This is a genomic window from Actinopolymorpha sp. NPDC004070, assembly GCF_040610475.1.
Lineage (GTDB): Bacteria > Actinomycetota > Actinomycetes > Propionibacteriales > Actinopolymorphaceae > Actinopolymorpha.
In genome coordinates this window covers 186,764-210,580 of the sequence record NZ_JBEXMJ010000009.1, presented here as the reverse complement: position 1 = coordinate 210,580, position 23,817 = coordinate 186,764, and the positions used below count along the sequence as shown (strand labels likewise).

Sequence of the window (23,817 nt, the reverse complement as noted above, 5' to 3'; positions counted from 1 at the left end):
GAAGCACGACTCACGAGTTCCTCGTCAACCGCCGGCGCCAGGTTGAGGCGCCGGTGCTCGCTGCCGGCCAGCCGATGGCCACCACCCGACCACCCCAGGGTCAGGCGGGGACCCCGACCCCGACCACTGAGGGCAGGTCGATACCTCGGCAATCCTGCTCCCTACGCGCAGGAGCCCTGCCGCCCTCGCTCACGGACCACACCGGGGTGAGCCGATCTTCCCTTGCTGGCGAAGGGCGCGAACCGTGGCGGCCGCGCGTCGCGGCACAAGACCGCCGGACGCTCTCGATCCCGTCCGACTGGGGTGGCCGCAGCCCATCGGTCAGCCGGAGTGAACACTCATCTCACTACCGTCACTGCCGCAGCGGGAATGATCGTCGCCGACCCTGCGAACCAGGACGAACGGTGTTCCGCGCCGGAGCTGGCCCATGGGATTGTCGGCGAGCACGCGTCTGAGCGTTGCGGCCGGCAGCGCCTTGGTGGACACGGCCCGGATCGAGCCGCCGAAGTCGTTGATGTCGGCTATGGCAACGCCGTTACCCAACTTGCCTTGGAGCTCGTTGCACAGTTCCACCGCTTCTGCTGGTTGGAACGGCGGAAGCAGTCGGTCCTCGTACGGTGGGCACCCACCGTCGATCTGTCGTGCCGGATCACCCGCGATCCGGTAGAAGGTGCCCCGCGCTCCGAACACTCTGGTCACCGCCGCGGCCGCCGCCGCCACGTAGATCCGGCGCCTGCCCACTGTGTTCAGGACCCACTGCATCTTCGTGGGGACGGACAGCCCGAGTGTGTCGTCGTGAGGTCGGACGAACCGGGCTAGCAGCCTGGCATCCGACCGCGGCCGGAAGGCGCCCGCCGGTAACGACCGGCCGGTGAGGAGGAGGGAAACCGTCTCGCTCACCACCACCGTGTCCCCTGGGTGGCGGTCGCAGCCGTACTCCAGGAGCACGGCCGCCAGGTCGTCGTGCTCGTCCAGCCAGCGAGTCCGAACGAGATTCCGCACGTACCGATGCCCGTCCACCGTGACGGTGCTGGATTGTCCTGCTTCTTGGTCGGCCACCATTTGTCACACCTCGCTGAGGGAGGACTCGCTTCAGCGACAACCGTAATTTCCTCGAGCATTCGGGGACCGGAAGTCCGAAGAATCGACAGCCTTCACAAATCTGTGCTCGTTTATCGGGCTTTGGCGAGGAGCCACATGTGCGGTGCACTATTCACCTCCCACCTCAATGTCAGCGGTTTTGACTCACTTGTTGTCGGAAACTGCATAGAGGTGACATCCATGGCGCCGGCACTGCGGACCCGGGCACCAGCACCCCCGCCCGCGTTTCCACCGAGCCTGGTTGGCGTGCTGGGCAACCCGGGATGACGACCACCCGCAGAGCCGTGGTCCGTGCCACCGCGCTTCTGGTCGTTCTGACCGCCCTCAGTCAGGTGCTCGGTTTCGCCCGCGACGCCGTGATGGCGGCAGTGTTCGGCACGTCATCGTCGGTCGACGCGTTCCTGGTGGCGCAAGGGCTCATGAACCTCGTGCTCGGCCTGATCACCGGGGCGATGTCGCGAGCCATCATTCCCACCGTGTCCCGGGCCGCGGACGCCAGCGACTCCCGCGGTGCACGGCAGACCGTTCGCGTAGCCATGACCGTCACCACGTTGGTCCTGCTGGTGGGCTCCGTTCTCATGTACGCAGGTACGAGACCCGTGCTGACGATTCTCGCCTCGGGATTCGACGCGGCGACCATGGACGAAGGCGTCCGGCTCACCAGGATCGTGCTTCTCGCCACGTTCTTCATCGCCGCCACGAACCTCCTCGCCGGGGCTGCCCAGGCGCATGGCCGGTTCTTCTGGGCGGGCCTGCAGGGCGTTCCGTTCAACGTCGTGATGATCGCCGCCGCCGCGCTGTTCGGCGCCAGGTACGGAGGTGCGGCACTCGCCGTCGGCTTCGTGGTCGGCTCGGCCGTCCGGCTGGCGTTCCAGCTACCAGCTGTGCGCGGCATAGGACTGAGCCTGCGACCGTCCCTGCGCATCCGCGACCCCGGGTTCCGCGAGATGTTGGTGCTGATGCCACCGCTCGTGGTGGGCAACGCCTTGTTGAACTTCAACACGATCGTCGACCGTGCGGTCGGTTCCACCCAGGGCGCCGGGACGATCGCGGCACTCAGCTACGGCTGGCGGGTCGTCACCCTGGCCCAGGTGGTGGTCGTCACCGCGTTCACCACCACGTTGTTCCCAGCCTTCAGCACACTCGGGACACCCGAGCGCAGGGAGCACCTGCGCCGGGCAACCGACCGTGTCCTCGGCGTGGCCATCGTGCTCGTCGGACCAGTCGTGATCCTGCTCGCGGTCGCCGCAAGACCTGTGGTCGTCCTGCTCTTCGCCAGGGGAAACTTCGACCAGCGCGCAGTCTCACTCACCACCGTCGCCGTCGCGACCTACTCGATCTCCCTCGCGGCGATCTCGGTACGCGAGGTCGTGGCGCGGACCTGCCTCGCCGTCGGCGACAGCCGCACCCCGGTCTGGACGGGCGTCTGCGCGATGGGAGTCAACGTGGTCGGCGACATCACCCTCGGGCTGCGCTTCGGCGTCACGGGTCTGGCGTTCTCGACCTCGGCGTCGATGGTGCTGGCCGCCACGGTGCTGAGCGTGTGGACCGCCCGCCGACACGGGGCGATCGGCCTGGGGGCACTAGGAAAAACGACCCTCCACGTCCTGGCCGCGTCCACCGTGTCAACCGCCGGTTGCTGGCTCGTCCTCCACGAGATGCCGGTGCACGACGCCGTTCACGCCCTTCTGGCCCTCGGCGCGACGAGCTCGGTCTGCCTGGTCTCCTACCTCGGGGTGCTCTGTCTCCTCCGGACACCGGCCCTGGCCGACATCCGGGACAGCCTGGACCACCTTCGGATCAAGCTGCCATCCCGGTGAACCCGTGTTCCACCGCCCGACGTGCCGCCGCCGATTTCCACCAGGCGATGGCCGGAGCCGGCAACCGCCCAGGCCGTGAGAGCACCACCGGTGTGCGGTGGTGCGCCGGTCTGCTTCCGGCTACCCGCCGCTCCCCCGATCGTCGAACCGCACCGACCGCAGCTGGTGGATGAGGACGATCAGCCGCGGACCAATCCGGGCGAGCCGTACCTTGGTCCACGCGTGCAGCATCGCGGTGAGCAGATCGCACGTCTCCCACAGCAGCACCCGGTCACGGGAGACCGGCGACTGTTCCTGGTAGGCCGCGAGGAATCCCTCGCACAGGTCGTCGAGCAACCCCAGGTTGTCAGCAAGCAGCGTGTCGCTCATCGGCTGACCACGCGCCGCGAGGACGCTGATCCCGATGTCACGCAGCTTCGCCCGGAACCTGCCGAGGTCCAGTGCGGGCTCCGCCATGCAGGAGCCGTCGAAGTCGATGAATCCGATGGAACCGTTGTCAAGCAGTACTTGCGCCGGGCGAAAGTCGTGGTGGACGCAGACCGCCGGATCCTCGGGCAGGGCGCCGGCGTGCTGCCGCATCCGGGTGATCAGCGGCCGCGCTGCGGGGCGCAGCGCCGGCACCGACTGCGCCAGCCTCGCGATCACCTCGTCGACCTCGTCGACCTCCTCGTCGAAGGTCGCCGTCCGACCGTACTCCGCCCCGCACCCGTGGAGTGCCGCGAGCGCCACCGCCGTCCGGGCGAGTTCGTCCCGCAGCCGCCCGAGCGCGCGGTCACCACCGTCACCGATGGCCATCCGGGCGAGGTCCTTCAGGGTCTGCTCGCCCGGTACGGGCCCCTGCACGAGGATCCGCTCCTCCGGCAGGTACGCCAGCGGTTCGGCCAGCGTCACCGCCTTGCTGCCGCTCAACTCGGTGTTCCACAGGGACCGCATCGCCTCCCACGCGGTGTTCCCCTTGTCGCCCTGGTGGGTCTTCAGCACCACGGGGTCGGGCAGCGCGCGATCTGCGTGCTCATCGGCGTACCTCATCCGGACGACCACTGTGCACCGGCTTCCCGGCTTGTAGCGAACGACGTCCGGCGCGCAGCTCGCGACCTTCACCTCGCCGTAGCCGGCCTCGCCCAGGACTCTTTCGATGAGCCGACCGGCCAGGTCCGGCTCGACCAGGGACGGTACGGCGGGCAGCGCCTCGTCGGCCAACTCGACGTGGAGTGCGAGCCGGAGTTCGGGAAGCCGGCAGCTCCAGCCCGCCGCACCGAACGGCACGTCGGCCGCGACGGGCGGGCCTGCCATCCCGTCCGCGTCCAGCGGCTCCGCGGAAGGCGGCCACAGATTGCCGACGAGGACGACGTCGGCTTCGCCACCCTCCGGGCCGGGGTCGACCCGGAGCCGGTAGCGCGCCAGCCACTGCGCGCCCTTTGCCCGCAACCGTTGCGGCGTGCAGGACAGCAGGCGGACCCGCCCGTCGGCGATCTCGGGTACGTGGCGCCGCAGGGCTGCCTCCACGCGGTCGGGCATCATGCAGGCGGCGAGCCAGTCCGGCAACGACGCGAACGCCGTCAGGGAGTCGACCACCATTTCGTCGTTCAGCGGCATCATCGGGTAATCCTCCGTGTCCAGTCGTCGTTGTCGTCGAGCAGTTCAAGCGCGGTTCTCAGCCGGTCGTCCTTGAGCTGCCGGCAGGCCCGCAGGGCCGTTCGGGCGAGGCTCGCGTCGCGGTGTACGACGACCCGGGCGAGCAGGTCCGGATCAAGCGCCGCCCCCGGCAGGCAGTCCTCGGCGTAGGCCCGCAGGAACACCCGGCCCAGCTCGTCCAGCAGGGGCCAGGCGGCGGCGCCGGCCGCCTTGGTTCCCGCGAGTTGCAGGTGGGCCAGGAACCGGCCGAGGTCCACGGCCCGCTCACCGCGGCGAACCGTGTCAAGGTCGACCAGCGCCATGTCGCCCGACCCGACCAGAAGCTGTGCCGGGGTGAAGTCGCCGTGACACAACACCTGGTCGGAGTCGGGTATCTCGGCCGTCTCGTCGAGGATCACGGCAAGGTGCTGCTGGACGTGGTCCGCGACCTCCGGCCACACCTTCCGTACGGTGTCGAGGTCACGCCTGACGGCTGCCTGCTCGTCGGCCCGGGAGTACGCCTGGACGTCGCGGATCTCGCGGCGGTGCAGGGCCGCCAGCACCCGGCCGGCCGTCGCCATCGACTCGAGGGGGGCCCGCGACGCCGGCGCGGAGCCGGAAGCGGACCAGGCCCACGAACCGGCGCGCATCAGCGGCTCGCCCGGCACGGCCTCGGTGAGGAGCAGACGTAGCCTGGGCAGGTAGCCGAACGGGCGGGGCAACCGGAGGCCGTCCGCCGCGGCGGCGTACGATCCGGCCGGGCTGAGCGCGTCCAGGATCGCGGCGGTCGCCACACCGCGACCTCCGTCGTCATACACCTTGCCGTACAGGGAAGTCGGGACGGCGCCGTCGCCAGGTGGCCGCTCGTAGCGCAGGACGCAGGCACCCTCGCGCGGGTAGTGCACGACCTGACTCGACCAGCCGGCGGGGCCGGCGCCGGCGAGTTCGGCCAGTGCGCCCGAGTCGACGGCACGAGCCAGGGTTGGCAAAGCGGGGTCCAGGGGGAACGGGTGGAGGGCGATCCCGGTCCCCCCGACCACGCCCGCCCACCGTCGCCACGGTCCGGCCGCAACAGTGTTCTTGACGCGCTCGACCAGTGGCTCCAGGCACTGCTCGACGTACGCCTTTGCCGCTTGGCGGTCCGGATGGACGCGGGCGAGCACAGTACGTTCGGGCGTCCAGTCCGAACTCCCACCGAGCAGGTTCTCCGCGACCCGCACGACGTACCGCAGAGCGCAGCTTCCGTCAGGGAAATACCACAGCTTCTCCACACGCGCGTCGAGCACCGGGTGCGCCGCCCCGGACGCCAGAAGTGTCTGCTCTACTGCCTGTACGGCGAAACCCGGATGCGTCGCCTGCCGGAGGTCTGGCAGCCGGTCGTGTAACGGCTCGGCGAGCATCGATGACCGTTGACTCCGGCCGGTCGACCGAAGGCCGTTCCCGGCCGAGTGGTCCACGGCCCGGTGCTGCGGCGTGGCGTACGACGACCTCGGCCCCTCGACGATCACGCCGTCCTTGACCTCCAGAATGCGGTCGGCGAACCGGATCAGGTCCGGGTCGTGGGAGATGATGATGGTCGTCCTCCCCCGCATCAGGGTGCGCAGCGCATCGACCACCAGGCGGGTCGACTCCCGGTCCAGGCCGGTCGTGGGCTCGTCGAGGATGAGGATCGGGCTCTCCCGGATGAACGCCCGGGCGATCGAGAGTCGCTGGCGCTGTCCGCCGGACAGCGTCGTCGCCCGTTCGGCCAGCTGGGTGTCGTACCCGTCCGGCAGCTCCTCGATGAACCCGTGTGCGTTGGCCGCACGGGCCGCCGCCTGGATGCGTTCGATGGTGGCGTTCTCGATGCCGTAGCCGATGTTCTCCGCGACGGTGCCGCTCAGCAGCACCGTGTCCTGGAGGACGAGGCTCACCTGGGCGCGGACGGACGCGAGCGTGAGGCCGCGTAGGTCGTGCCCGTCGAGCAGCACCGCGCCGCTGGTCGCGTCGTAGAGCCGGGGGACCAACTGCGCGATCGTGCTCTTGCCCGCGCCACTGGGCCCGACGAGGGCGACGACCTCCCCGGGTGAGACCTCGAAGTCGACGTCGTGCAGGACCGTCGGCCTGGCGGCAGCGCGTGACCCGTCCGCGTGCTCGGCCGGGTAGTGGAAACCCACGTGCCGGAAGGCGACGTGCCCCTTGAGCGGTGGGGCCGCCACCGCGTCCGGCTCGTCGCGGACGTCGACGCTACGGTCGAGCAGGTCGTCGATGCGCTCCACGCTCGCGAAGACCTTGCCGACCTTGTACCACTCGCTGACGATCTTGCGGGCAGGTTTGAACATGTTCCGCAGCAGCAGGATGAACAGCACCAACGTGCCGACTGTGATCGCCCGCCGGTCGAGCAGGAAGATGCCGATCCAGACGACTCCGGAGATGGCCAGCGCCTCGGCGAGGGCGATGACGAAACTGAACTGTGCCTGCACGTTCGCGGTCCGCAGCGACGCGCGCATGCTCTGTTCGGTCTGGCCGGAAAAGCGCTGAAGGTCGACGGTGCCACGCCCGTAGCTCTGCACGAGGCGGATGGAGGTGAGCATCTCCTGTGCGGTGGAGGCCAGCTCACCCTCCCGCGTGCGTTGCGTCTTCGACGCCGCCTTGATCCGCCGGGAGAAGTACTGCGAGATGCCGGCCAGCAGCGGTACGACGCAGAGCGCCACCAGGGCGACGTTCCACGACTGCCACAACAGAACGGCGAACGTGCCGACCAGAACCATCGCGCTGCCGACGATGTTACTGATCGACGCGACGACGAACTCCTCGAGTACGAGGACGTCCCCGGTGACCCTGGTCAGTACGTCACCGGTGCGTTTCTTGTCGTGGTAGGCCAGCGACAACCGCTGCAGGTGCGAATACATCGCGACCCGCAGGTTGAAGCCGAGCACCCGGCCGGCTCGCGCCATGCAGACCTCGGCGAGTGAGTCCGCCGCGCTGTTGATCGCCGCGATGAGCACGATCGCGATGGTGAGCACCGCGATCGTCTCGATCCGCACGGACGGGATGAACGCCGGGATCCCCCACTCGCGCGGCGTCGGTCGTCCGGACTGCAGGAAGTCGACAAGATAGGCGATCGGGTACGGCTCGGCGATCGCGGTCAGCGCCTCGAATGCCAACAGGGCAAGCGCGCCCACGTAGGCACGTCTACCACCCTTGAACCGCCGGAAGATCCGCACGCTGCGGCGCAGATCGCTGACCTTGCGTTCGCTTGGCGGGGTGTAGGTCTCCCGCGTCATCGTGGAAGTCACGGCCGTGCTCTTTCCAGCTTGTCGAGACATCGATGTGCGTGCGCCGCGAGCGCACCGGGTAACGGTGAACGCGGTGCCCGGGCGAAGGCGCGGAGAGCCTTCCGTTCGAGTGCGACCGCCTCGTACCAGCGGGCTTGCAGGCACGCCGTCGAATCGTCCCAGCCACCGCGTGCGCGGAAGTACGCCGTGAGGAACTCCTCACCAAGGACCGCGAGAAGATCGACGTCCGCCGGTTCGCCGCCGGCCAGTCCGCACCGAGCCGCCTGCTGGGTAAGGGATGCGAGGAACGTGCCCAGGTCACCGGCGGGGTGCGCGACGCCGCAGTGGTCGAGGTCGAGCATGGCCACCCGGTGACCGTCGAGCAGGAACTGGCTCGGCTTGCAGTCGCCGTGCACGAGGCTGTTGTCGTCCGCATCCGTACGACAAACGGCGGCTCGCAGCTGGCCGAGTCGCTCGGCCAGTCCCGCCAGCGTCGTACCCAGCGACTCGTCGACGGTGGCGATCCGGCCCGCGCGGAGCCCGAAGCGACGTAGCTCGCGTTCGACAGGCCGCTCCCGGGTGCTGATCACGGGGTACGCGTGGAGTTCGGCGAGTGCCTGGGCTGCCTGGCGTACCGCGGCGACCGCAGCCGCCGCCGAGCGTACCCTCCGCCCGGCCCACTGCCGCTCGAGCGGCACACCGGGCACCGCCGCCTGCACGACGGTCGCCAGGTCAGGGAGGTGGGCGACGACCGGTGCCAGCTCGAGTACGCCCGCCGGAGACGGGGCCGCCGCCAGGGCGCGGCTCTCGCGCACTACCGCCGACGCCTTGCCGGGGTCGTGGTAGACCTTCACGACGTACGACGGGTCACCGGGAGCGAACTCCAACCACAGGGTCGCCCGCTTGCCGGGCCGGTAGCGCAGAAGCCGAACCCGGCAACGGGAAACGCGGGCGCCGGCCCGGCCCCCGAGCTCGTCGCGCATCCGCCGGGCGAGGATCGCCGGGTCCAGGACGTGCCGCAGCCAGGGCAGGTCCGGGTCGTGCGGAAAGACCGACAGGCGTACGCCGGGAGCGACCAGCGGCCCGCCTCCGTTGACGGCCCCGTCACCGCCGAGGAGGTCCTCCCCAAGCAGGTCCTCGCCGAGCAGGTCGCCGCGGACGAGGCGTTCGCCGTACTGGTAGAGCACCAGCGCCCGATGGCCGGGCTCGTACTTCGCGTCCAGCACGTGGCACGCTCGCGCGGACCGGCCGCCGGAACCACCCAGCGCGGCGGCCAGGCGCGGGCCCATCACGCGAGGCTGCAGCGCCTCGGCGAACCGGGCCGACTCGCTGGACAGCCGACCGTCCGGGCCGGCGCCGGAGTGGATCGGGCGGGCCCTCGTACGGTCCGGAACCTGCGTCACGGGGCAACCTCCGCCGCGATCGGGGTCCGCGGGTCGAAGATCGCCTCCAGGGCGAGCGCCGCGGCCTCGACGTCGTACTCCGACTCGACCGTTTTCCGGCCGCTCTCCCCCAGCCGGCGCCGCAACGCCGGGTCGGCAGCCAGTGCGGCGAGGTGTGCGGCGATCCCGTCCACCTCCCCGGGCTCGGCGATCAGGCCGTTCTCGCCGGACCGGACCAGCTCGGGCACCCCGCCGGTCGCGGTGGTGACGACAGGGATCGCGCAGGCCATCGCCTCCACGAGGACGTTCGGGATCCCGTCGCGGTCGCCGTCGTCGGTGACGCACGGAGTGAGCACGAACACGTCGGTCCGGGCGAGGGCGTGGGCGATCTCGTCCCGATCCCGCTCACCGCGGAAGGAGACCAGCTCACCCAGCCCGAGCTCGGCACTGAGCTCGGTCAGCTGGCGGCGCAGCGGGCCGTCGCCGTAGATCTCGCAGCGGAAGCGGGATCCGGACTCGGCCAGGGCGGCGCAGGCGCGGAGCAGGTCGGCGAAGCCCTTCTTCTCCACCAGCCGGCCGACCGAGACGAGCGTGAGACACCGGCCGGGAGCCCGGAGGGTGGGAGTGAAGCGGTCGAGCTCGACGCCGTGGTGAATGACCCGCACCGGCGGCCGAACCGCGTCCGGGACGGTCTTCGCGATGTAGTCGGCGTTGACCTGGCAGCAGGTCACCACGGCGTCGGCGGCGGCCGCCCGCGCGACCAGGCCGGCCGACGGTATCTGGTACAGGTCCCGCGCGTGGGCGGTGAAGCTGAACGGCATTCCGGTCAGGCGGCGGGTGAACATCCCGACCAGGGCAGGGTCATGGGCGAAGTGGGCATGGACATGCGGCGCCCGCGCACCCGAACGCCGCAGCCGCAACGCCAGCGCCGCCACCACGACGGCGTGGCCGAAGCAACGGATCGCCGAGCAGGTGGTGTACCCCCGGCTCAGTCCCGGGTTGGCCAGGACGTACAACAGCGTTGTGACATAACGCATCGGGGCCGCGGTCAGGACGTGCGCATGGTCGGTGATCCGCGACCAGCGTGCCCATGACCCAACGCTGTCGAGGAAATGCACCGGTGCGCGCACCTTGTCAACCTGGGGTTGGCGTCGGTGTTCACCGGAGTGGGCGAGGCTGACGATGGTGAGCTCGCGTCCGCGCCGTTCCATCGCCAGCACCTCGTCGAGGATGAACGTCTGGGACAGGCGCGGCCAGCTGCGCACGATCAGGATCACGTGTCCAGGCATTCCAGCCCCCTCTGGAGTGCGCGGGCCACCTCGCGGGTGCGTGCCGGCCCCTCCGGGCACCGGTGTGGCCCGGTGCCCAGGACGAGTTGCTTCGCGATCTTGAGCCAGGTGTAGGCACTGAACAGCGCGGTGCGCCCGAGGTCCGGCCGGCCCGCTGTCGCGGCGTACTCCTCGAGGAACGCCGCCCGCAGCGCGCCCGCGTGTTTCGGGTCGGCCCGCAGGTCGAGGTAGGCGCAGAAATGCGCCACGTCCAGGGCGGGGTCGCCCATCCGCACCTCGTCCAGGTCGATGACGGTCACGGCGACGTCGACGAGGACGTGGCCCGCGTGGAAGTCCTTGTGGATCGGTACGTCGGCACCGAGCGGAGTCAGCTGCGCGGCCCGCGCCCAGCCGTCGGCCAGCCGCCAGACCAGGCCGAGCAGGTCCGGTTCCCGGTCCGCGACGAGGCTCGCCCACCCGCGGCTGCCCGCGCACTCCGCACTCAGGTCGAGACGCCGGGGCAGGATGACGTCGCAGCCGTGCAGCCGAGCCAGCCAGCGCGCCGCGGCCTGTACGCCTGCGATCGCGGCCATGCCGTCCAGCCGGTCGAGGTGGACGCCGGCGCAGTGCCGATAGAGCATCAGCCCGCGTTCCAGTGGCGAGGGCAGCGGCTCGGGTACACGCAGGGCGCCCTCGCCCTTGAACGGTCCGTCGGCGAGCGCGCGCAGGTTGGCGTCGGCGAGCGCCGCGCGGTGCGGCTGGACGAACAGCTTGCCGACGAGCTGGGTGGGAACGCCGGGCCGCAGGCCGCGGACGGTGTACTTGAGGACGGTACGCCGGCCGGGCGCGTGCTTGATCAGTCGCACGGCCGTGACGTCCAGCTCGGCCGGCTCGGCGGCGACCGGGACGAGGTCGGGCCGTAGCGCCCGCGTCATCGCGTGCCGGTCCAGGAGGTGCCCGGCCAGCGGCGCCGAGGTACGAGTCGGGATGGCGGCGACCAGCCGTTCGAGACCGTCGAGCAGAACTGGTACGCGGCGCCAACCGGACACCTCGAGGCGGCGATAGCGCCGCGCTGCGAGCGAGACCAGCGCGAGACTCCGCCACCACGCCAGCGCGTCCGGATCGACACGCCCGGCCCGCCGCTCGTAGCCGGCGACGAACGCGCGCGCCGCCGCCTCGAGGGTGGAGCGCTCACCCGCGTGCCGGACTCCCTGCCACAGCAGGTGCGAGAGCGCGGCGCCGAGGTCGCGCTCGGCGTCGCACCGGCAGACGCCGTCCAGGTCCAGGATCGTCAGCCGGTTCCCGGCGGCGACGACCTGACCGGGCCGAAACCCCCCGTGTCCGAGGACCTGTTCGCTGCCCGCGGGCTGCCACGACGAGAGCCGGTCGAGCGCTGCCGTGAGCCGGCGGCCGACCGGCGGATCGGCCTGCCGCGCGGCCGCGAGCGATTCGGAGACGACCTGGAGTACGTCCGCCGCGGTTCGGTCGGGCGCCGCGACCTGCTGGCCGTGGAGGCGGGTCAGCAGAGTGCCGAGCCGGTATGCCAGCCGCACCCGCACGCGCGTCGGCACAGCCGGATCACGGAGCAGGTCGGAGAGACGGCGCCCCTCGACCCCTTCGTGTACGAGGACGGCGTGCTCCGGCCAGGTGACGACCAGCTGAGCCAGCAGCCCGGGCGGGGCCGCCGTCGCCAGCTCCGTGAGTACGGCCGGCACGCCGGTTGCGGTCTTCTCTGCGGTCTCCGCGGCTGTCTTCGCCGTCGGCCGGAACACCTTGGCGTACATCACGTGCACACCGGCGTCGGTTCGGAGCTGGTACCGCAGGACGCAGCGGGACCCCGGGCGGTACCGCACCGGTTCGATGACGCAACCCCGAACCACCCCGGTGTCCAGCCGGGCCGCGAGCAGGTCGCCCACCGTCGCCTCGTCGGCGGCTCTGGCCAGGCCCGGCAGAGCCGGGTCGGCCCGGTAGTCGTGCCGCGTCGACCCGTCCGGTGTCACCTCCCAGGCTGCGAACGTGTCGGTCTCCACGGGAGACGTCACCCGGTAGGCGAGGACGCATCGTTCGCCCGGCGTCCAGCGTGCGTCGTGCGGAATGAATCCCGGCGTGCGGGAGGCTTCCGCCATCACCTCGCCCAGGTGTGGCAGGGCGGGATCCAGCCCGGCGAGCAGATCGCCGGTCGTCGCGAAGACCTCCACGCTCACCGTGCACCTCCGTCCACGGAGTTCTCGGCCCGCTGGACGGCGCGGAGGACGTAGTCCGCCCACTCGGGGTGGTGCACCGGGATCCGCCGGGCGGCGAGCTTGAGCTGGAAGAGCACCGCGAGGTCGTGCGCCCTGGCCTGCCGGACGCGGTCGCAGGGACCGTACCCGTCGAGGAACGCCGAGATCGCCGGCCGCGCAACCACGTCGAGCGAGGCGCACCACCACGACAGGTCCGCGACGAACTTCCCCAGGTCGAGGGCGGGCTCCGCGATCGCCACCCGGTCCAGGTCGAGCAGCCGGAGTTCGCCGTTGGTGGCAAGGAGGTTGTCGCACTTCAGGTCGCCGTGGGTCAGGGTCGCCGGTTCGGCCCGGCGGGCGGCCAGACCGTCACCGAGGCGGCCGATGACCTCCCGGATCCGGGCACCGGCCTCTGGGAGCAGGCCCTGAATGTGTTCTGCGGCGCGGGCGGTGACGGCCAGCTCCGCAGACGCGTCGTACGTCGGCAACGGCGGCAGAGCCGGCGCCGCTCCCGGCCGCGCGGCGTCGGCAGGCACAGGCCCCGCGTCGTGCACGACCCGCAGTGCCTGGCCGATCCGGCGAAGGACGCCGGGCGCCCGCGGGTCGGTCAACCGCCGCCAGAGCGGCTCGCCGTCCTCCGCCGCCCACCACGCTGCCTGGTCGGCCTCGACGTACCCGATCGGCCGTGCCGGCCGGACTCCCGGCACCGACGCCGTCAGCACGGTGTCCAGCACCGCCGCGACCGCGACCGCCCGAGCACCGGTCCCGTCGCGGTACGCCTTGACGAAGGTCGCACCCGAGGCCGGCGACGACTCCCCCGCCTCTCCGGCGGTTTCGGCCGTCACGACGCGGAGGACGTGCCGCTGGCCTGGGCGGTAACGGATGGTCTGAACCTCCGGGTGCACCTGCGGGCGAACCTCACGCCCACCCGTCGCGGGCCGGCCGGCGAGGCTCGCGGCCGTCGAGGTGACGTAGCCGGGCTCGTAGAGTCGGACCAGCCGTGGGAAGGCAGGATCGATCGGGGCGATCACGAGCGTGAGGCACCCGTCCGGTGAGGCCGCCACGAGCCGCGTGAAGGGCTCCATCAGGCCGCGGGACTCCGCCTCGCGTTCCAGCGGCGAGGTCCCGCCGAGGTCGGCCGGGACCATCGACCACGTGACGGCGAGATGGCGGGGAGCGCGGCAGTCCTGCCCGGCATCGAGGGTGTAGTACGCGGTGAGCTTGTGGCCTGGCTTGTACTTCGACCGCAGCAGGTGCGGGACGACCAGTCTCGACCGACCCGGCAGACACTGGTCCAGCAACGGTCCGAGGCCGTAGGCGAACGGGTCGCTGACGGCCCGGCGGACGCCTTCCGGCCCGAGGTGGCCGGCGACGAGCCGAGTGATCTGCCCGGACACAGGCGAGGAGATGCCGACCACGGTCAGCCGTCGACCAGCAGTTGGGCGTCCCCGACCGCAGCCGGGGCGGGCGCCAGCACCTGCGCCTTCGATGTCGGCCTCACCTGGTCCAGGCCCGCCAGCAGCCGCTGGGCCGCCACCTCGCGACCACGCAGGTCCGGCGGATAGTCCGGCGTACCGGATACTCCGGTCAGGAGCTTCGCGGCGGCCTCCCCGAGCGCCTCCCCCGCGAGCTGGTCCGGCGGCAGCCAGTGCACCCAACCTCGCTCGGCGAACAACCGCGCCCGCAGCTGCTGTTCCGCGCTCGGGCCCCTGCGCGGCACCAGGAGGGCGGGCTTGTTCTGGCTGAGGATCTCGACCGTCGTGTTGTAGCCGGCCATGGCGATGACCAGATCGGCGGCGCCGATGTAGCTCAGTGAATCGGCGACCGAGGTGAGGATGTGGACCGGCAGCCCACGGGCACGTGCCACGAGCCGGCTCCGCTCCTCCTCGGGTAAGAAGGGCCCGGTGACGAGGACGACGACGCACGGTCTGTCGGTGAGCAGCTTCGGAAGCGACCGCAGCAGGGAGTCGAACAACGGATAGGCGTCCGCACCACCACCGGCCATCGCCACGACGAGGGCGGAGTCGGCGGGCTCCCGATCGAGGTAGCGCTCGCGCACCTCCGCGGAATACTGGCTCGACTGCGTCGCGCACACGTATCCGCAGTAGCGCACGCGCTGGGCCGGGGCCGCCGGCCAGTCGTACTCCGCGGCCACGTCGTACACCTCGCGCGAGCCGTACACGAGCACGTCGTCGTAGTGGCGTTCGATCGTCTCGAACGCGCCCTCGAGCCGCCACCGCCGCTGCACCGTCTCGGGTGCGTCGAGGATGTCGCGAAGGCCGAGCACCACCCGCACCGGCCTCGCCCGGGCGGCCTCCAGGGCGGGCACCAACTCGCCCATCGCACCGGTCGGCATGTGGTCGACCAGCAGGACGTCCGGCCGGAACTTCAGCACCGCGCTGCGGATCAGTTCGCGGCGCAGGGCTAGTACGTCGTCGAACGGTGACGACAGGGCGACCGGTTGCCAGCGGCCGGGACCAGTTTTCCGGATGCACGGAAGCTTCAGGTAGTCATGACCGCCGGAGGGCGTGAAGAACTGGCCCAACGGCGAGTCGGAAATAGTCAATGTGCTTGCGGGCACGCGAGCGCGAAGGAATTCGGTTGCGAGTAGCGTAGTACGACGCATGTGACCCAACCCAAGGCCATCTTGAGAGTAGATGAGCAATCTGGCCTCGTCCGCGCTTTCTGCCATGGCTTCAGCTCCCCGCCTCGTATGTGCGGTCACGTGACAAGGCCGCCACACATAAATCTGTCGGACACCACCTTCGCAGCGTCAAGGAATAGTCATATCGTGGAGGCCAGTTGCTTGTCCTCTCTTTACCTCCAGTTCACCTGGTGGGCGTCCGGCGAGAGCCTGACGAGAAGCCCGGCTAGTCGCGCACTAAACGTTGTGGTCGACCAACGGAACGCACTGCACTGCACTGCACTGCACTGCACTGCACTGCACTTCGACCCCGCGTTTGGTCACGCCCTTTTCCAAGCCTTTGCATTCACCACCTGAGGTCCCGCCGGGTCGGTTAGCGTCGACTGAACGACTCACCAGCACCACATTCTGGATCACACAACAGGCGTTCGAGCCATGCCGCAACCTGCATGAATGCTGTACCAAATTCGGGCACCAGCAGTGCAGTAAAGCTGGAGTGAATATGCGATATCTCGTGACAGGGGTCGCCGGGTTCATCGGAAGTCAGGTGGCCGAACGCCTGTTGCCACGCGCGACGGAGCTGATCGGCGTCGACTGTTTCACCGCAAATTATCCGCGCGCGATAAAGGAGGAAAACCTTCGGACACTTCGATCAGACCCTAATTTTTCCCTGCTGGAGGCCGATCTTTGTGCTGCGGATCTGCCCGAGCTTCTTTCCGGCATCGACGTCGTAGTCCACCAGGCCGGCCTTCCCGGTGTGCGGCCCTCCTGGGGGCGGGGGTTCTCCGAATATGTCGCTCACAATGTCGTGGCAACCCAGCGCCTGCTCGAGGCCGCCCGGAACGCGGGTGTCCGTAGGTTCGTCTACGCGTCGAGCTCGTCCGTCTACGGCAACGCCGCGACCTATCCCACCTCCGAGGAGACGCTGCCGCGGCCGTTCAGTCCGTATGGTGTGACGAAGCTCGCGGGCGAACATCTCTGTAACACTTACGGCGCCAACTACGGCCTGTCCACGGTCGCCCTGCGGTACTTCACCGTGTACGGGCCGCGCCAACGCCCCGACATGGCGTTCCATCGGTTCGTCGAGGCCGGGTGCCGGGGTGCGGAGATCTACGTGTACGGCAACGGCGAACAGGTACGCGACTTCACCCACGTGGACGATGTCGTACACGCCAATGTCCTCGCGACCGAGGCCGATCTGCCGCCCGGGAAGGTGCTCAACATCGCCGGCGGAAGCCGGGCGGACGTCAACACCGTCCTTACGCTGTTGGCCGGACTTGTGCTGACGCCCCTGCGGGTAACGAGAACCGATCACCAAGCGGGCGATGTCGAGGAGACCTGGGCGAGCTGCGACGAGGCTCGCCGGCTCCTCGGCTGGACACCCACGGTCGAACTCGTGGACGGACTGGCCAGCCAGGTCGACTGGTATCGAGCCCGGCTCGAACCTGTTCTGACGGCGACCACGAACGGCGATCCGGACCTCAGCGTCGTTCCGGCCCCCGCAGTACGCAAGCCCGCGAAGGCGGGAAGCTGAACGCGACGCGGAAATACACCCAGCCCCTGTGACCTCCGGTGTCGGCGGCCTACTCGAGCCTCCCTCAGAACCCGGCCCGTCCCCCCACATCAGGCCCTACCTTCATCCAGTGGCGGCCTGATGGAGGCCATACCGATCCCACCCGCACGCCCCGATCATTCCGGACGATGGGAGACACACGAGGACTTACCGGACCACCAGAGCCGGCTCAATCCTCCCGGGCGCACCCTGTGATCTCTCAAGAGATCGGAATGGCCTCGAACCCTCATTGGGTTCGAGGCCATTTTGGGGTGGGGCCTGGCGGGCCGCCGGTGGGTTGTGATCGAGGTCAGTCCGTGGCCGGCTCGAGGACGAAGACCGGGATCTGCCGGTCGGTCTTCTTCTGGTAATCCGCGTAGTCCGGGTACGCCGCGACCGCACGGTCCCACCAGATCGCCTTCTCCTCGCCGGTGACTTCGCGCGCCACGTAGGCCTTGGTGGTGGTGCCGTCCTGCAGTTCTACGTGCGGGTCGGCCGTCACGTTGTAGTACCAGACCGGGTGCTTGGGAGCGCCGCCGAGCGAGGCGACGATCGCGTACACACCCTCGTGCTCGACTCGCATCAACGGCACCTTGCGGAGCTTCCCGGTCCTCGCGCCGCGCGTGGTCAGCAAGATGACCTGCCGGCCCTTGATGTCCACGCTGTCGGTGGTACCCGTCTCGAAGATCTTCTCGGTCTGCTCTCGCACCCATCCGGAGGGGCTCAGCTCGACTTCACCTGTCATTGCCATACCGACTGCAACAGAACCGGGTCGGGCTTATCTTCCCGTACGCTGCCTCGCCGGCTTGGATCAACCAGGTCCACGCGCCGCCGTCTCGGCCGCCGGGGGGGCTCTGGGAACATTCCTCCGCCACGACGGCCGGTCGCCGGGCGGTGATTTGCGTGGGTATCTGCGTTCCTACTGGGTACGCCAGCTGTAGCTGGGGGTCCAACCGAACAGCGCCTTCATCTTGGCGCAGTCGAAGGCCGACCTCGGATCCTCGTAATCACCGGCGAAGCGGTCGTAGCCGTCGTAGTACTCAGCCATCAGCTCGCGCAATCCCCGCTTCGCCCGGGTGTCTGCCGCAGCGATCAGACAGACTTCGTGACCGCTGCTCGTCCCTTCCAGCGCCGCGCGGTAGGCGGTGCCGACGTCCCGGGCGTCGATGTAGCTCCAGAAGTTTCCCTTGCTGAGGCCCGGGTCTTCCCACTCGGCAGCGAACCGATCGTAGCTGTCCGGCGGAATGACGTTGTTGATCCGGAGCCCCACCCAGGCCGTCTCCGGATAGCGGACCGCGAGCGAGTCCGCGATCACCTCGCTCATGTACTTGCTCAGCGCGTAAGCATTCGGGGACGGGTGCCGCTCGGTCTCGTCGAACGGGATCTGCGCCGGCACTGTGCCTTCGGTCAGCAGGCCGGTCGCCATCTCACTCGAGGCGTAGACGACTCGCGAGACCCCGAGGTCGCCAGCTGCCTGCATGAGGTTGTGAGCGCTGAGCACATTGTTGTCGAAGACGTCGATCTGCGCCTGGCCGCTCGGAGCCGGGTTCGCCGCGAGATGACAGATCCCGTCCGGGCGAAACTGGCACAGCGCGTCGTACACCTTGCCCGCATCGGTGAGATCGACCCTGCAGAACTCTCCAGGCAGCTCCAGCTCTGGTCGGTTGACGACGTCGACGTTCACGACTTGGTGGCCGGCCTCGGCCAGGAGGCGAACAACCCACTGTCCGGCCCGACCAGTTCCGCCTGTCACGACGACTCGCACCTGAAGAACTCCCATCCATCGCGTCGCCGTTCGAGCTGGAGCGCCCGTCCGCCGGGGCGAGACGCCCGGATCAGAAGCCAGGCGAACGGCTGAGCATGAGCTGCCAGGCTAGCAGGATGATCGAGGCGTCACCGTGGCCTGCGCGGCGGTCACCACGGGCTCTGTGGCGAAGGTCCTAGAATCCTCGGGTGATGCTCGTCGATGCCGCCGCCGTCCTCCCTCACCTCCGTCTGCTGCGTCTCGGACCTGGCACCAACCTGAGCACCGAACCGGCCACTCAGGTCGGCGTCCCGGTGACGCTGACGGCCCCCGCAGGAACCGAGCTGAGCGCGCGGATCGAGGCCGAGCTCGGTGATGCCGTCGGGTACTGGCACCCGGGTCAGGGGTCGATGCGGACGCTGCCTGCCGACTGGGCCGGTCAGGTGGTCACCAGTCTGGTCAACTCGGCACCGATGGGTGCGCTCTACAACGCCGACGGTCAGGTGCTGTTCGGTTGGGCTGCCGATAGGCCGGTCGACGAGCTGACGATAGGATACGGCGTGTCGGAGGAGCACAAGACCTTCGCCGTCGAGTTCCACGCAGCCGCCGCAGGTGAGCAGCGACTCCAGCTGGTGCTGGGTTCAGCCGGCGGGTCCGTGGCGGAGGTTGTCCCCCGGCTGGCCGACTGGATGTCCGCCCGGATCGAGGCGCCGGCTCTCCCGGCACCAAAGCTGGCGCGCGAGCCCGTCTACTCGACCTGGTACACCTTCACCCAGGACATCAGCGCCGAGGTGATCGAGTCCGAGGCGGCTCTCGCGGTGCCCATGGGGTGCCGCACGGTGTTCATCGACGACGGCTGGCAGCGCTTGGCCGTCGGCCGCGGCTACCAAGGCTGCGGTGACTGGGTGCCGGACCCCGACAAGTTCCCCGACCTACTGGCTCACGTTCGACGCATTCGAGCACTCGGTGCCGGTGTCGTGCTCTGGGTCGCTCCGTTGCTGCTGGGCACGAACAGCGACGCGTACGCCGATCTGGCCAAGTACGCCACCCAGAGACGAACGCCGGACGACTGCTTCGTTCTCGACCCGCGCCACCGCGAGGTTCGCGAGCACCTCGCTGACGTCTGCCTGCGCCTGGTCACCGACTACGAGATCGACGGCCTCAAGATCGACTTCCTGGATACCGCGATGCGCTATCAGGGCACACCACCGGTCGGCGACATCCACGACGTCGGTGAGGCGATGGCGGCCCTGCTCGGTCTGCTCCGGACCAGGCTGGACCAAGCAGGTCACGGCGACGTTGCCTTCGAGTTCCGTCAGCCGTACGTGAGTCCGGCCATCGCACGCTTCGGACAGATCCTGCGGGCCGGTGACTGCCCAGCAGACGCGGTGGTCAACCTTCGCTCCACCATCGACTGCCGGCTGCTGTCCGTCGGGCAGGTCATCCACGCCGACCCGATGATGTGGAGCCCGAACGCTGGACCGGAGGCGGTGGCGCAGCAGATCTACGCCGGCTTGTTCTCCGTACCGCAGATCTCGATGCGGATCGCCGACCTGCCGGCCGACCAGGCCGAGGCGCTCACCGGTCTGGTGGGCTGGTGGCGTGACCTGGCCCCGGTGGTGCTGGAAGGCACCATCGAGGTCACCGGAACCGAACGTGGCTACACCACCGTGCGCGCCGTTCACGCCGCACTCGATCGCGCAGTGGTCGGGGTCTACACCCCGGTCGTGGTCGACCTCGGACCCGACCTTCCCGGCGAGGTCACGCTGGTGAACGCCACCGCTGCCTCGTCGGTCGTGGTCCGCACCCACACCCGCTCGATCACTGCGGGAGTGCTCCGTTCGCCGAGCGCGACCGACGTCGGCACTGTCAGCCCCTCCGCTGCCGACCTCGTGGAGTTGCCCATCGCGCCGTACGGCAGTGCAGTCCTGACCCTCAGTTGAGTCGTCGGTTCTTCTTCGGGTCGATGGCGAAGTCGACCACGGCACTTCACCCGAAGTGATCAAGAAGGCCGGTCCATCGCCACGCGGCAAAAGACACCCGCCACCTGGGACAGACCCTGGAAACCCGCCCACGCTCGTAAAGTGAAGTGGTGGTCGTGGCCGTCGGCCTCGCGGGTGCGGGGCGCCGAGCCGCCGGGATACATGCCCCGGCGATCGCGGCCTGTCCGAAGGTGCGGTTGGCTGGAATTTGGGGGCGTTCCCCCGCACTGATCCAGAACCTCGCCGAGCGCACCGGGACGTCGGCATACACCCGTTACGCAGACTTCCTCCGAGACTGCGAGGCGGTCGCGTTCGCCGTGCCCCCGGCGGTGCAGGCCGACCTCGCCCCGAGCACGGCACGCGCCGGCAAGGCTCTTCTGCTGGAGAAGCCCCTGGGCGGCGACCTCGCCGGTGCCGAGCAGGTGGCGGATGCGGTGGCCACCACCCGCGTTGTCGCCCAACTCGCGTTGACCTGGCGCTACGCCGTCGCGGTGCGGGAGTTTCTGACCTTCGCCGCTCCACGTACCAGGCCGCAGGGCGGGAGCGGACGGGTGATCTCCGGCGTTCTCGCCGATCCGCGGTGGGCAAGCCCCTGGCAGGTAGAGCGCGGTGTGCTGAGGGCGTACGGTACCGATCTGGTGGATCTCCTCGACGCCGCACTCGGCCGGGTGCTCGCGGTGCGTGCACACGGCGATCCCGGCGGCTGGGTCGGGATCATGCTCGAGCACGAGGGCGGGCGCTTCAGCGAGGCGTCGCTGTACGCGCACATCGAACACCGCGCGGACGGCCACGCCCAGGCGTCGAACCGTGCCGGGGTCGAGGTGTTCGGCCCCGGTGGGGCAGCCGACGTCGACTGCCTGGCGAGTGTCGACGAGGACGCATTCAAGACGATGTACGACGAGTTCGCAACGGCGGTCGAGAACCACGCTTCACCCGAGCTCGACGTACGCCGGGGTCTTCACCTGCAACAGGTTCTCGACAACGCGGAGACGGACCTCTTCCGGCAGGTGTGACGCGGGGGAAGGCCCCCCGCAGGATCGTCCCGGTCAGCTGAACGGCAGAGCGAAGTCGGCTTCGCGCCGGACGAGGACACCGATCTCCGCAGTGCTCACCCCAGGAGGGCCTGTCGCCAGGTGGGATGTGCGGGCTGCCAGCCCAGTTCGCGCTTGGCCTTGGCGTTGGACGCGCCACGGAGCTCCGTCATGAGCACGACGCCGGCTGGTCCGGCTGCCAGCCTTCCGATGAACCGTGGTACGCGCATCGGCTTCCTGGCACCGAGCATCTCCGCCAGCGCCGGCAACCACACGGCGACCGGGGCGGGATCGTCGTCGACGATGTTGTAGACACCGCGGCCACCGTTCTCCACCGCTGCGATCGTGGCTTCGGCGGCGTCGGCGATGTGGATGAACGACCACACCCCGCCGCCGTCGCCGACGATCGGGAACTTGCGCGTGCGGACCATCTCGACCTGCTGGGAACCCGGCGCCATGGAGGTGCCGGGTCCGTAGAACCCGCCGTAGCGCAGCACGATCCCCTCGGTCCAGTCCGCGCTCAGCACCGCCTTCTCCAGGTGCTTGATCGCGGCGATCATCGCAGCCATCGAGGCGATCGGGGAGTTCTCCAGCGGGTCCTGTTCGGTCTTGACCTGCCCGCCGGTCCGCGCGTAGGTGAACGCGCCGTTGCTCTGGGCGACGAACCGTCGTACTCCCACTGCGCGGGCAGCCGCGAGCAGGTTGTCGGTGCCCTCGATCCGCAGCCGGTTCGTGGCGGCGAAGCTGCGTTCGAAATGGCGGGTGTCGACGTGGCCGATGGCGGTCAGCTGATGAACGATCACCTCCGGTGCCACCTGGCGCACGGCTGCCTCGACCTGGGCGCGATCGAGCGCATCGGCGATGACCGGCACCGCGCCGAGCTGTGATGCCCTGGCCCTTCTGAATTCGCTGCGGATCATGGCGAACACCTCGTGTACCGCCTCGACCAGACGCGGCACCAGCTCCTTGCCCAACGCTCCGGTCGCTCCCGCCACCAGCACTCTCATCCTCAGCTCCTTTTCGGTTCGGTTCGGCATGTGTCACCTGAACCGGACAGCCCGCCGTTTCCTGACAGGAGCCGTACGTAATACACGTCACATCACGAGCAGAGGCTCCCCATGGCTGGCCGCCGCCCACTGCTCGGTCGCGCGTTCGAGCTTGTCGGGGTTCGCCTGCATCCGGCAGGCGGTGATGCCCTCGGCGGTGACCTCCAGGCACATGACCGCGACGACCCGGCCCGCCACGACGGCCACGACCGCGGGTTCGCCATTGGCGGCCCAGGCGTGGATCTCGGGCAAGCCGCCGACGATCGCGCGCTTGGACTCGGCAGGCTTGAACAGACCCCACACGAACTTCGCCACCGCGACGGCCCCCTCGAACCCCTTGGTGCGTGCCGGAACCTTCCCTCCGCCGTCGCCGATCGCGATCGCGTCCTTGGTGAGCAGGCGTACGAGCTCATCGGTCCGGCCGCTGGTGGCGGCCGCGAGGAACTCTTCGACGATCCGCCGGGCAGCGGCCTGGTCGATCTCGCTGCGGGCCTTGCCGAGCTCGACATGCTTCCTGGCACGGTGGAGGATCTGCTGGCTGGCGGCCTCGGTGATGTCGAGGATCTCGGCGATCTCCCGGTGCGGGTAGCCGAACGCCTCCCGCAACACGTACACGGCCCGTTCGTCGGGAGACAGGCGCTCCATGAGGGTGAGGACCGCGTACGACACCGATTCGCGCTGCTCGGCGGTGTCGGCCGGCCCGAGCATCGGGTCGCCCGCGAGCAGCGGCTCCGGGAGCCATCGGCCCACGTAGGTCTCGCGGCGTGCCCGGGCGGAGGTGAGCTGGTTGAGGCACAGGTTGGTGAGCACCTTCGTCAGCCAGGCCTCGGGGACCTCGATGCGGTCGACGTCGGCGGCGTGCCACCGCAGGAACGTCTCCTGCACGACGTCCTGTGCCTCGTGTGCGGAGCCGAGGAGACGGTAGGCGATGGCCTCCAGGCGGGGCCTCGCTCGCTCGAACCGGTCGACGTCGCTCGGAGTCAGAGGCACGTCCTGAGCGTACCCAGGATCCGGCATCGGCTCTGGAGTACGAGCACCAGGCGCACCTGCGCGCTGTAGCCGGCGGCACGTACCGGGCACCATGTGGGTTACTGGATCGGAGAGAGCCGGCGCGGCCGGGGCAGGTATCGTCGCTGGCCCACCGCCTGCGGGCC

At 69.6% G+C, this 23,817-nt stretch carries 16 protein-coding genes; 4 read left to right on the top strand and 12 right to left on the bottom strand.

Annotated elements, in window-relative coordinates; genetic code table 11:
• Positions 1–321: 321 nt before the first annotated feature.
• The gene (locus ABZV93_RS18055) at positions 322–948 is read right to left on the bottom strand and encodes a hypothetical protein (RefSeq protein WP_354937085.1); all 627 of its coding nucleotides are present in this window, start codon (positions 946–948) and stop codon (positions 322–324) included.
• Between the two features lie 416 nt (positions 949–1,364).
• Here ABZV93_RS18055 and murJ point away from each other — a divergent pair, with 416 nt between their 5' ends.
• Positions 1,365–2,921: a murein biosynthesis integral membrane protein MurJ gene (gene murJ / locus ABZV93_RS18050; RefSeq protein ID WP_354937082.1), complete on the top strand. Its 1,557-nt coding sequence runs from the start codon at positions 1,365–1,367 to the stop codon at positions 2,919–2,921.
• Between the two features lie 120 nt (positions 2,922–3,041).
• On the opposite strand, the gene ABZV93_RS18045 is transcribed toward murJ, so the two are convergent.
• From ABZV93_RS18045 to ABZV93_RS18015, 7 genes are read right to left on the bottom strand one after another with little or no spacing between them, the layout of a single operon-like run.
• Positions 3,042–4,520 (bottom strand): phosphotransferase, encoded by a 1,479-nt coding sequence (locus ABZV93_RS18045; protein ID WP_354937079.1) that lies wholly within the window; start codon positions 4,518–4,520, stop codon positions 3,042–3,044.
• A complete protein-coding gene (locus ABZV93_RS18040) occupies positions 4,517–7,813 on the bottom strand; it encodes an ABC transporter transmembrane domain-containing protein (protein WP_354937076.1) in 3,297 nt (1,098 codons plus the stop codon). The genes ABZV93_RS18045 and ABZV93_RS18040 overlap by 4 nt, the downstream gene beginning before the upstream one ends.
• Positions 7,810–9,195, bottom strand: a complete 1,386-nt coding sequence (locus ABZV93_RS18035; RefSeq protein WP_354937073.1) for a phosphotransferase — start codon at positions 9,193–9,195, stop codon at positions 7,810–7,812. Before ABZV93_RS18035 ends, ABZV93_RS18040 begins: the two co-directional genes overlap by 4 nt.
• Positions 9,192–10,463: a glycosyltransferase gene (locus ABZV93_RS18030; RefSeq protein ID WP_354937070.1), complete on the bottom strand. Its 1,272-nt coding sequence runs from the start codon at positions 10,461–10,463 to the stop codon at positions 9,192–9,194. The genes ABZV93_RS18035 and ABZV93_RS18030 overlap by 4 nt, the downstream gene beginning before the upstream one ends.
• Positions 10,448–12,646, bottom strand: a complete 2,199-nt coding sequence (locus tag ABZV93_RS18025; RefSeq protein ID WP_354937067.1) for an aminoglycoside phosphotransferase family protein — start codon at positions 12,644–12,646, stop codon at positions 10,448–10,450. The genes ABZV93_RS18030 and ABZV93_RS18025 overlap by 16 nt, the downstream gene beginning before the upstream one ends.
• Positions 12,643–14,061, bottom strand: a complete 1,419-nt coding sequence (locus ABZV93_RS18020) for an aminoglycoside phosphotransferase family protein (RefSeq protein WP_354937064.1) — start codon at positions 14,059–14,061, stop codon at positions 12,643–12,645. The genes ABZV93_RS18025 and ABZV93_RS18020 overlap by 4 nt, the downstream gene beginning before the upstream one ends.
• Before the next feature lie 23 nt (positions 14,062–14,084).
• Positions 14,085–15,245 (bottom strand): glycosyltransferase, encoded by a 1,161-nt coding sequence (locus tag ABZV93_RS18015; RefSeq protein ID WP_354937061.1) that lies wholly within the window; start codon positions 15,243–15,245, stop codon positions 14,085–14,087.
• 565 nt (positions 15,246–15,810) lie between these two features.
• Here ABZV93_RS18015 and ABZV93_RS18010 point away from each other — a divergent pair.
• Positions 15,811–16,842, top strand: a complete 1,032-nt coding sequence (locus ABZV93_RS18010) for an NAD-dependent epimerase/dehydratase family protein (RefSeq protein WP_354937058.1) — start codon at positions 15,811–15,813, stop codon at positions 16,840–16,842.
• 328 nt (positions 16,843–17,170) lie between these two features.
• On the opposite strand, the gene ABZV93_RS18005 is transcribed toward ABZV93_RS18010, so the two are convergent.
• Positions 17,171–17,605, bottom strand: a complete 435-nt coding sequence (locus tag ABZV93_RS18005) for a nitroreductase family deazaflavin-dependent oxidoreductase (protein WP_354937055.1) — start codon at positions 17,603–17,605, stop codon at positions 17,171–17,173.
• Between the two features lie 174 nt (positions 17,606–17,779).
• Positions 17,780–18,640, bottom strand: coding sequence for an NAD(P)-dependent oxidoreductase (locus ABZV93_RS18000; RefSeq protein ID WP_354937052.1), 861 nt, complete (start codon positions 18,638–18,640; stop codon positions 17,780–17,782).
• Positions 18,641–18,816: 176 nt separating this feature from the next.
• Here ABZV93_RS18000 and ABZV93_RS17995 point away from each other — a divergent pair, with 176 nt between their 5' ends.
• Complete coding sequence (locus ABZV93_RS17995) at positions 18,817–20,547, top strand: glycoside hydrolase family 36 protein (protein WP_354937355.1); 1,731 nt, start codon at positions 18,817–18,819, stop codon at positions 20,545–20,547.
• 149 nt (positions 20,548–20,696) lie between these two features.
• Positions 20,697–21,599, top strand: a complete 903-nt coding sequence (locus ABZV93_RS17990) for a Gfo/Idh/MocA family oxidoreductase (RefSeq protein WP_354937049.1) — start codon at positions 20,697–20,699, stop codon at positions 21,597–21,599.
• A 95-nt stretch (positions 21,600–21,694) separates the two neighbouring features.
• Here the strand turns inward: ABZV93_RS17990 and ABZV93_RS17985 are convergent, their stop codons facing one another.
• Entirely contained in the window at positions 21,695–22,624 is a 930-nt protein-coding gene (locus ABZV93_RS17985; RefSeq protein ID WP_354937046.1) for an NAD(P)-dependent oxidoreductase, read from the bottom strand.
• A gap of 87 nt (positions 22,625–22,711) precedes the next feature.
• Complete coding sequence (locus ABZV93_RS17980) at positions 22,712–23,653, bottom strand: RNA polymerase sigma-70 factor (RefSeq protein ID WP_354937043.1); 942 nt, start codon at positions 23,651–23,653, stop codon at positions 22,712–22,714.
• Positions 23,654–23,817 lie beyond the last annotated feature (164 nt).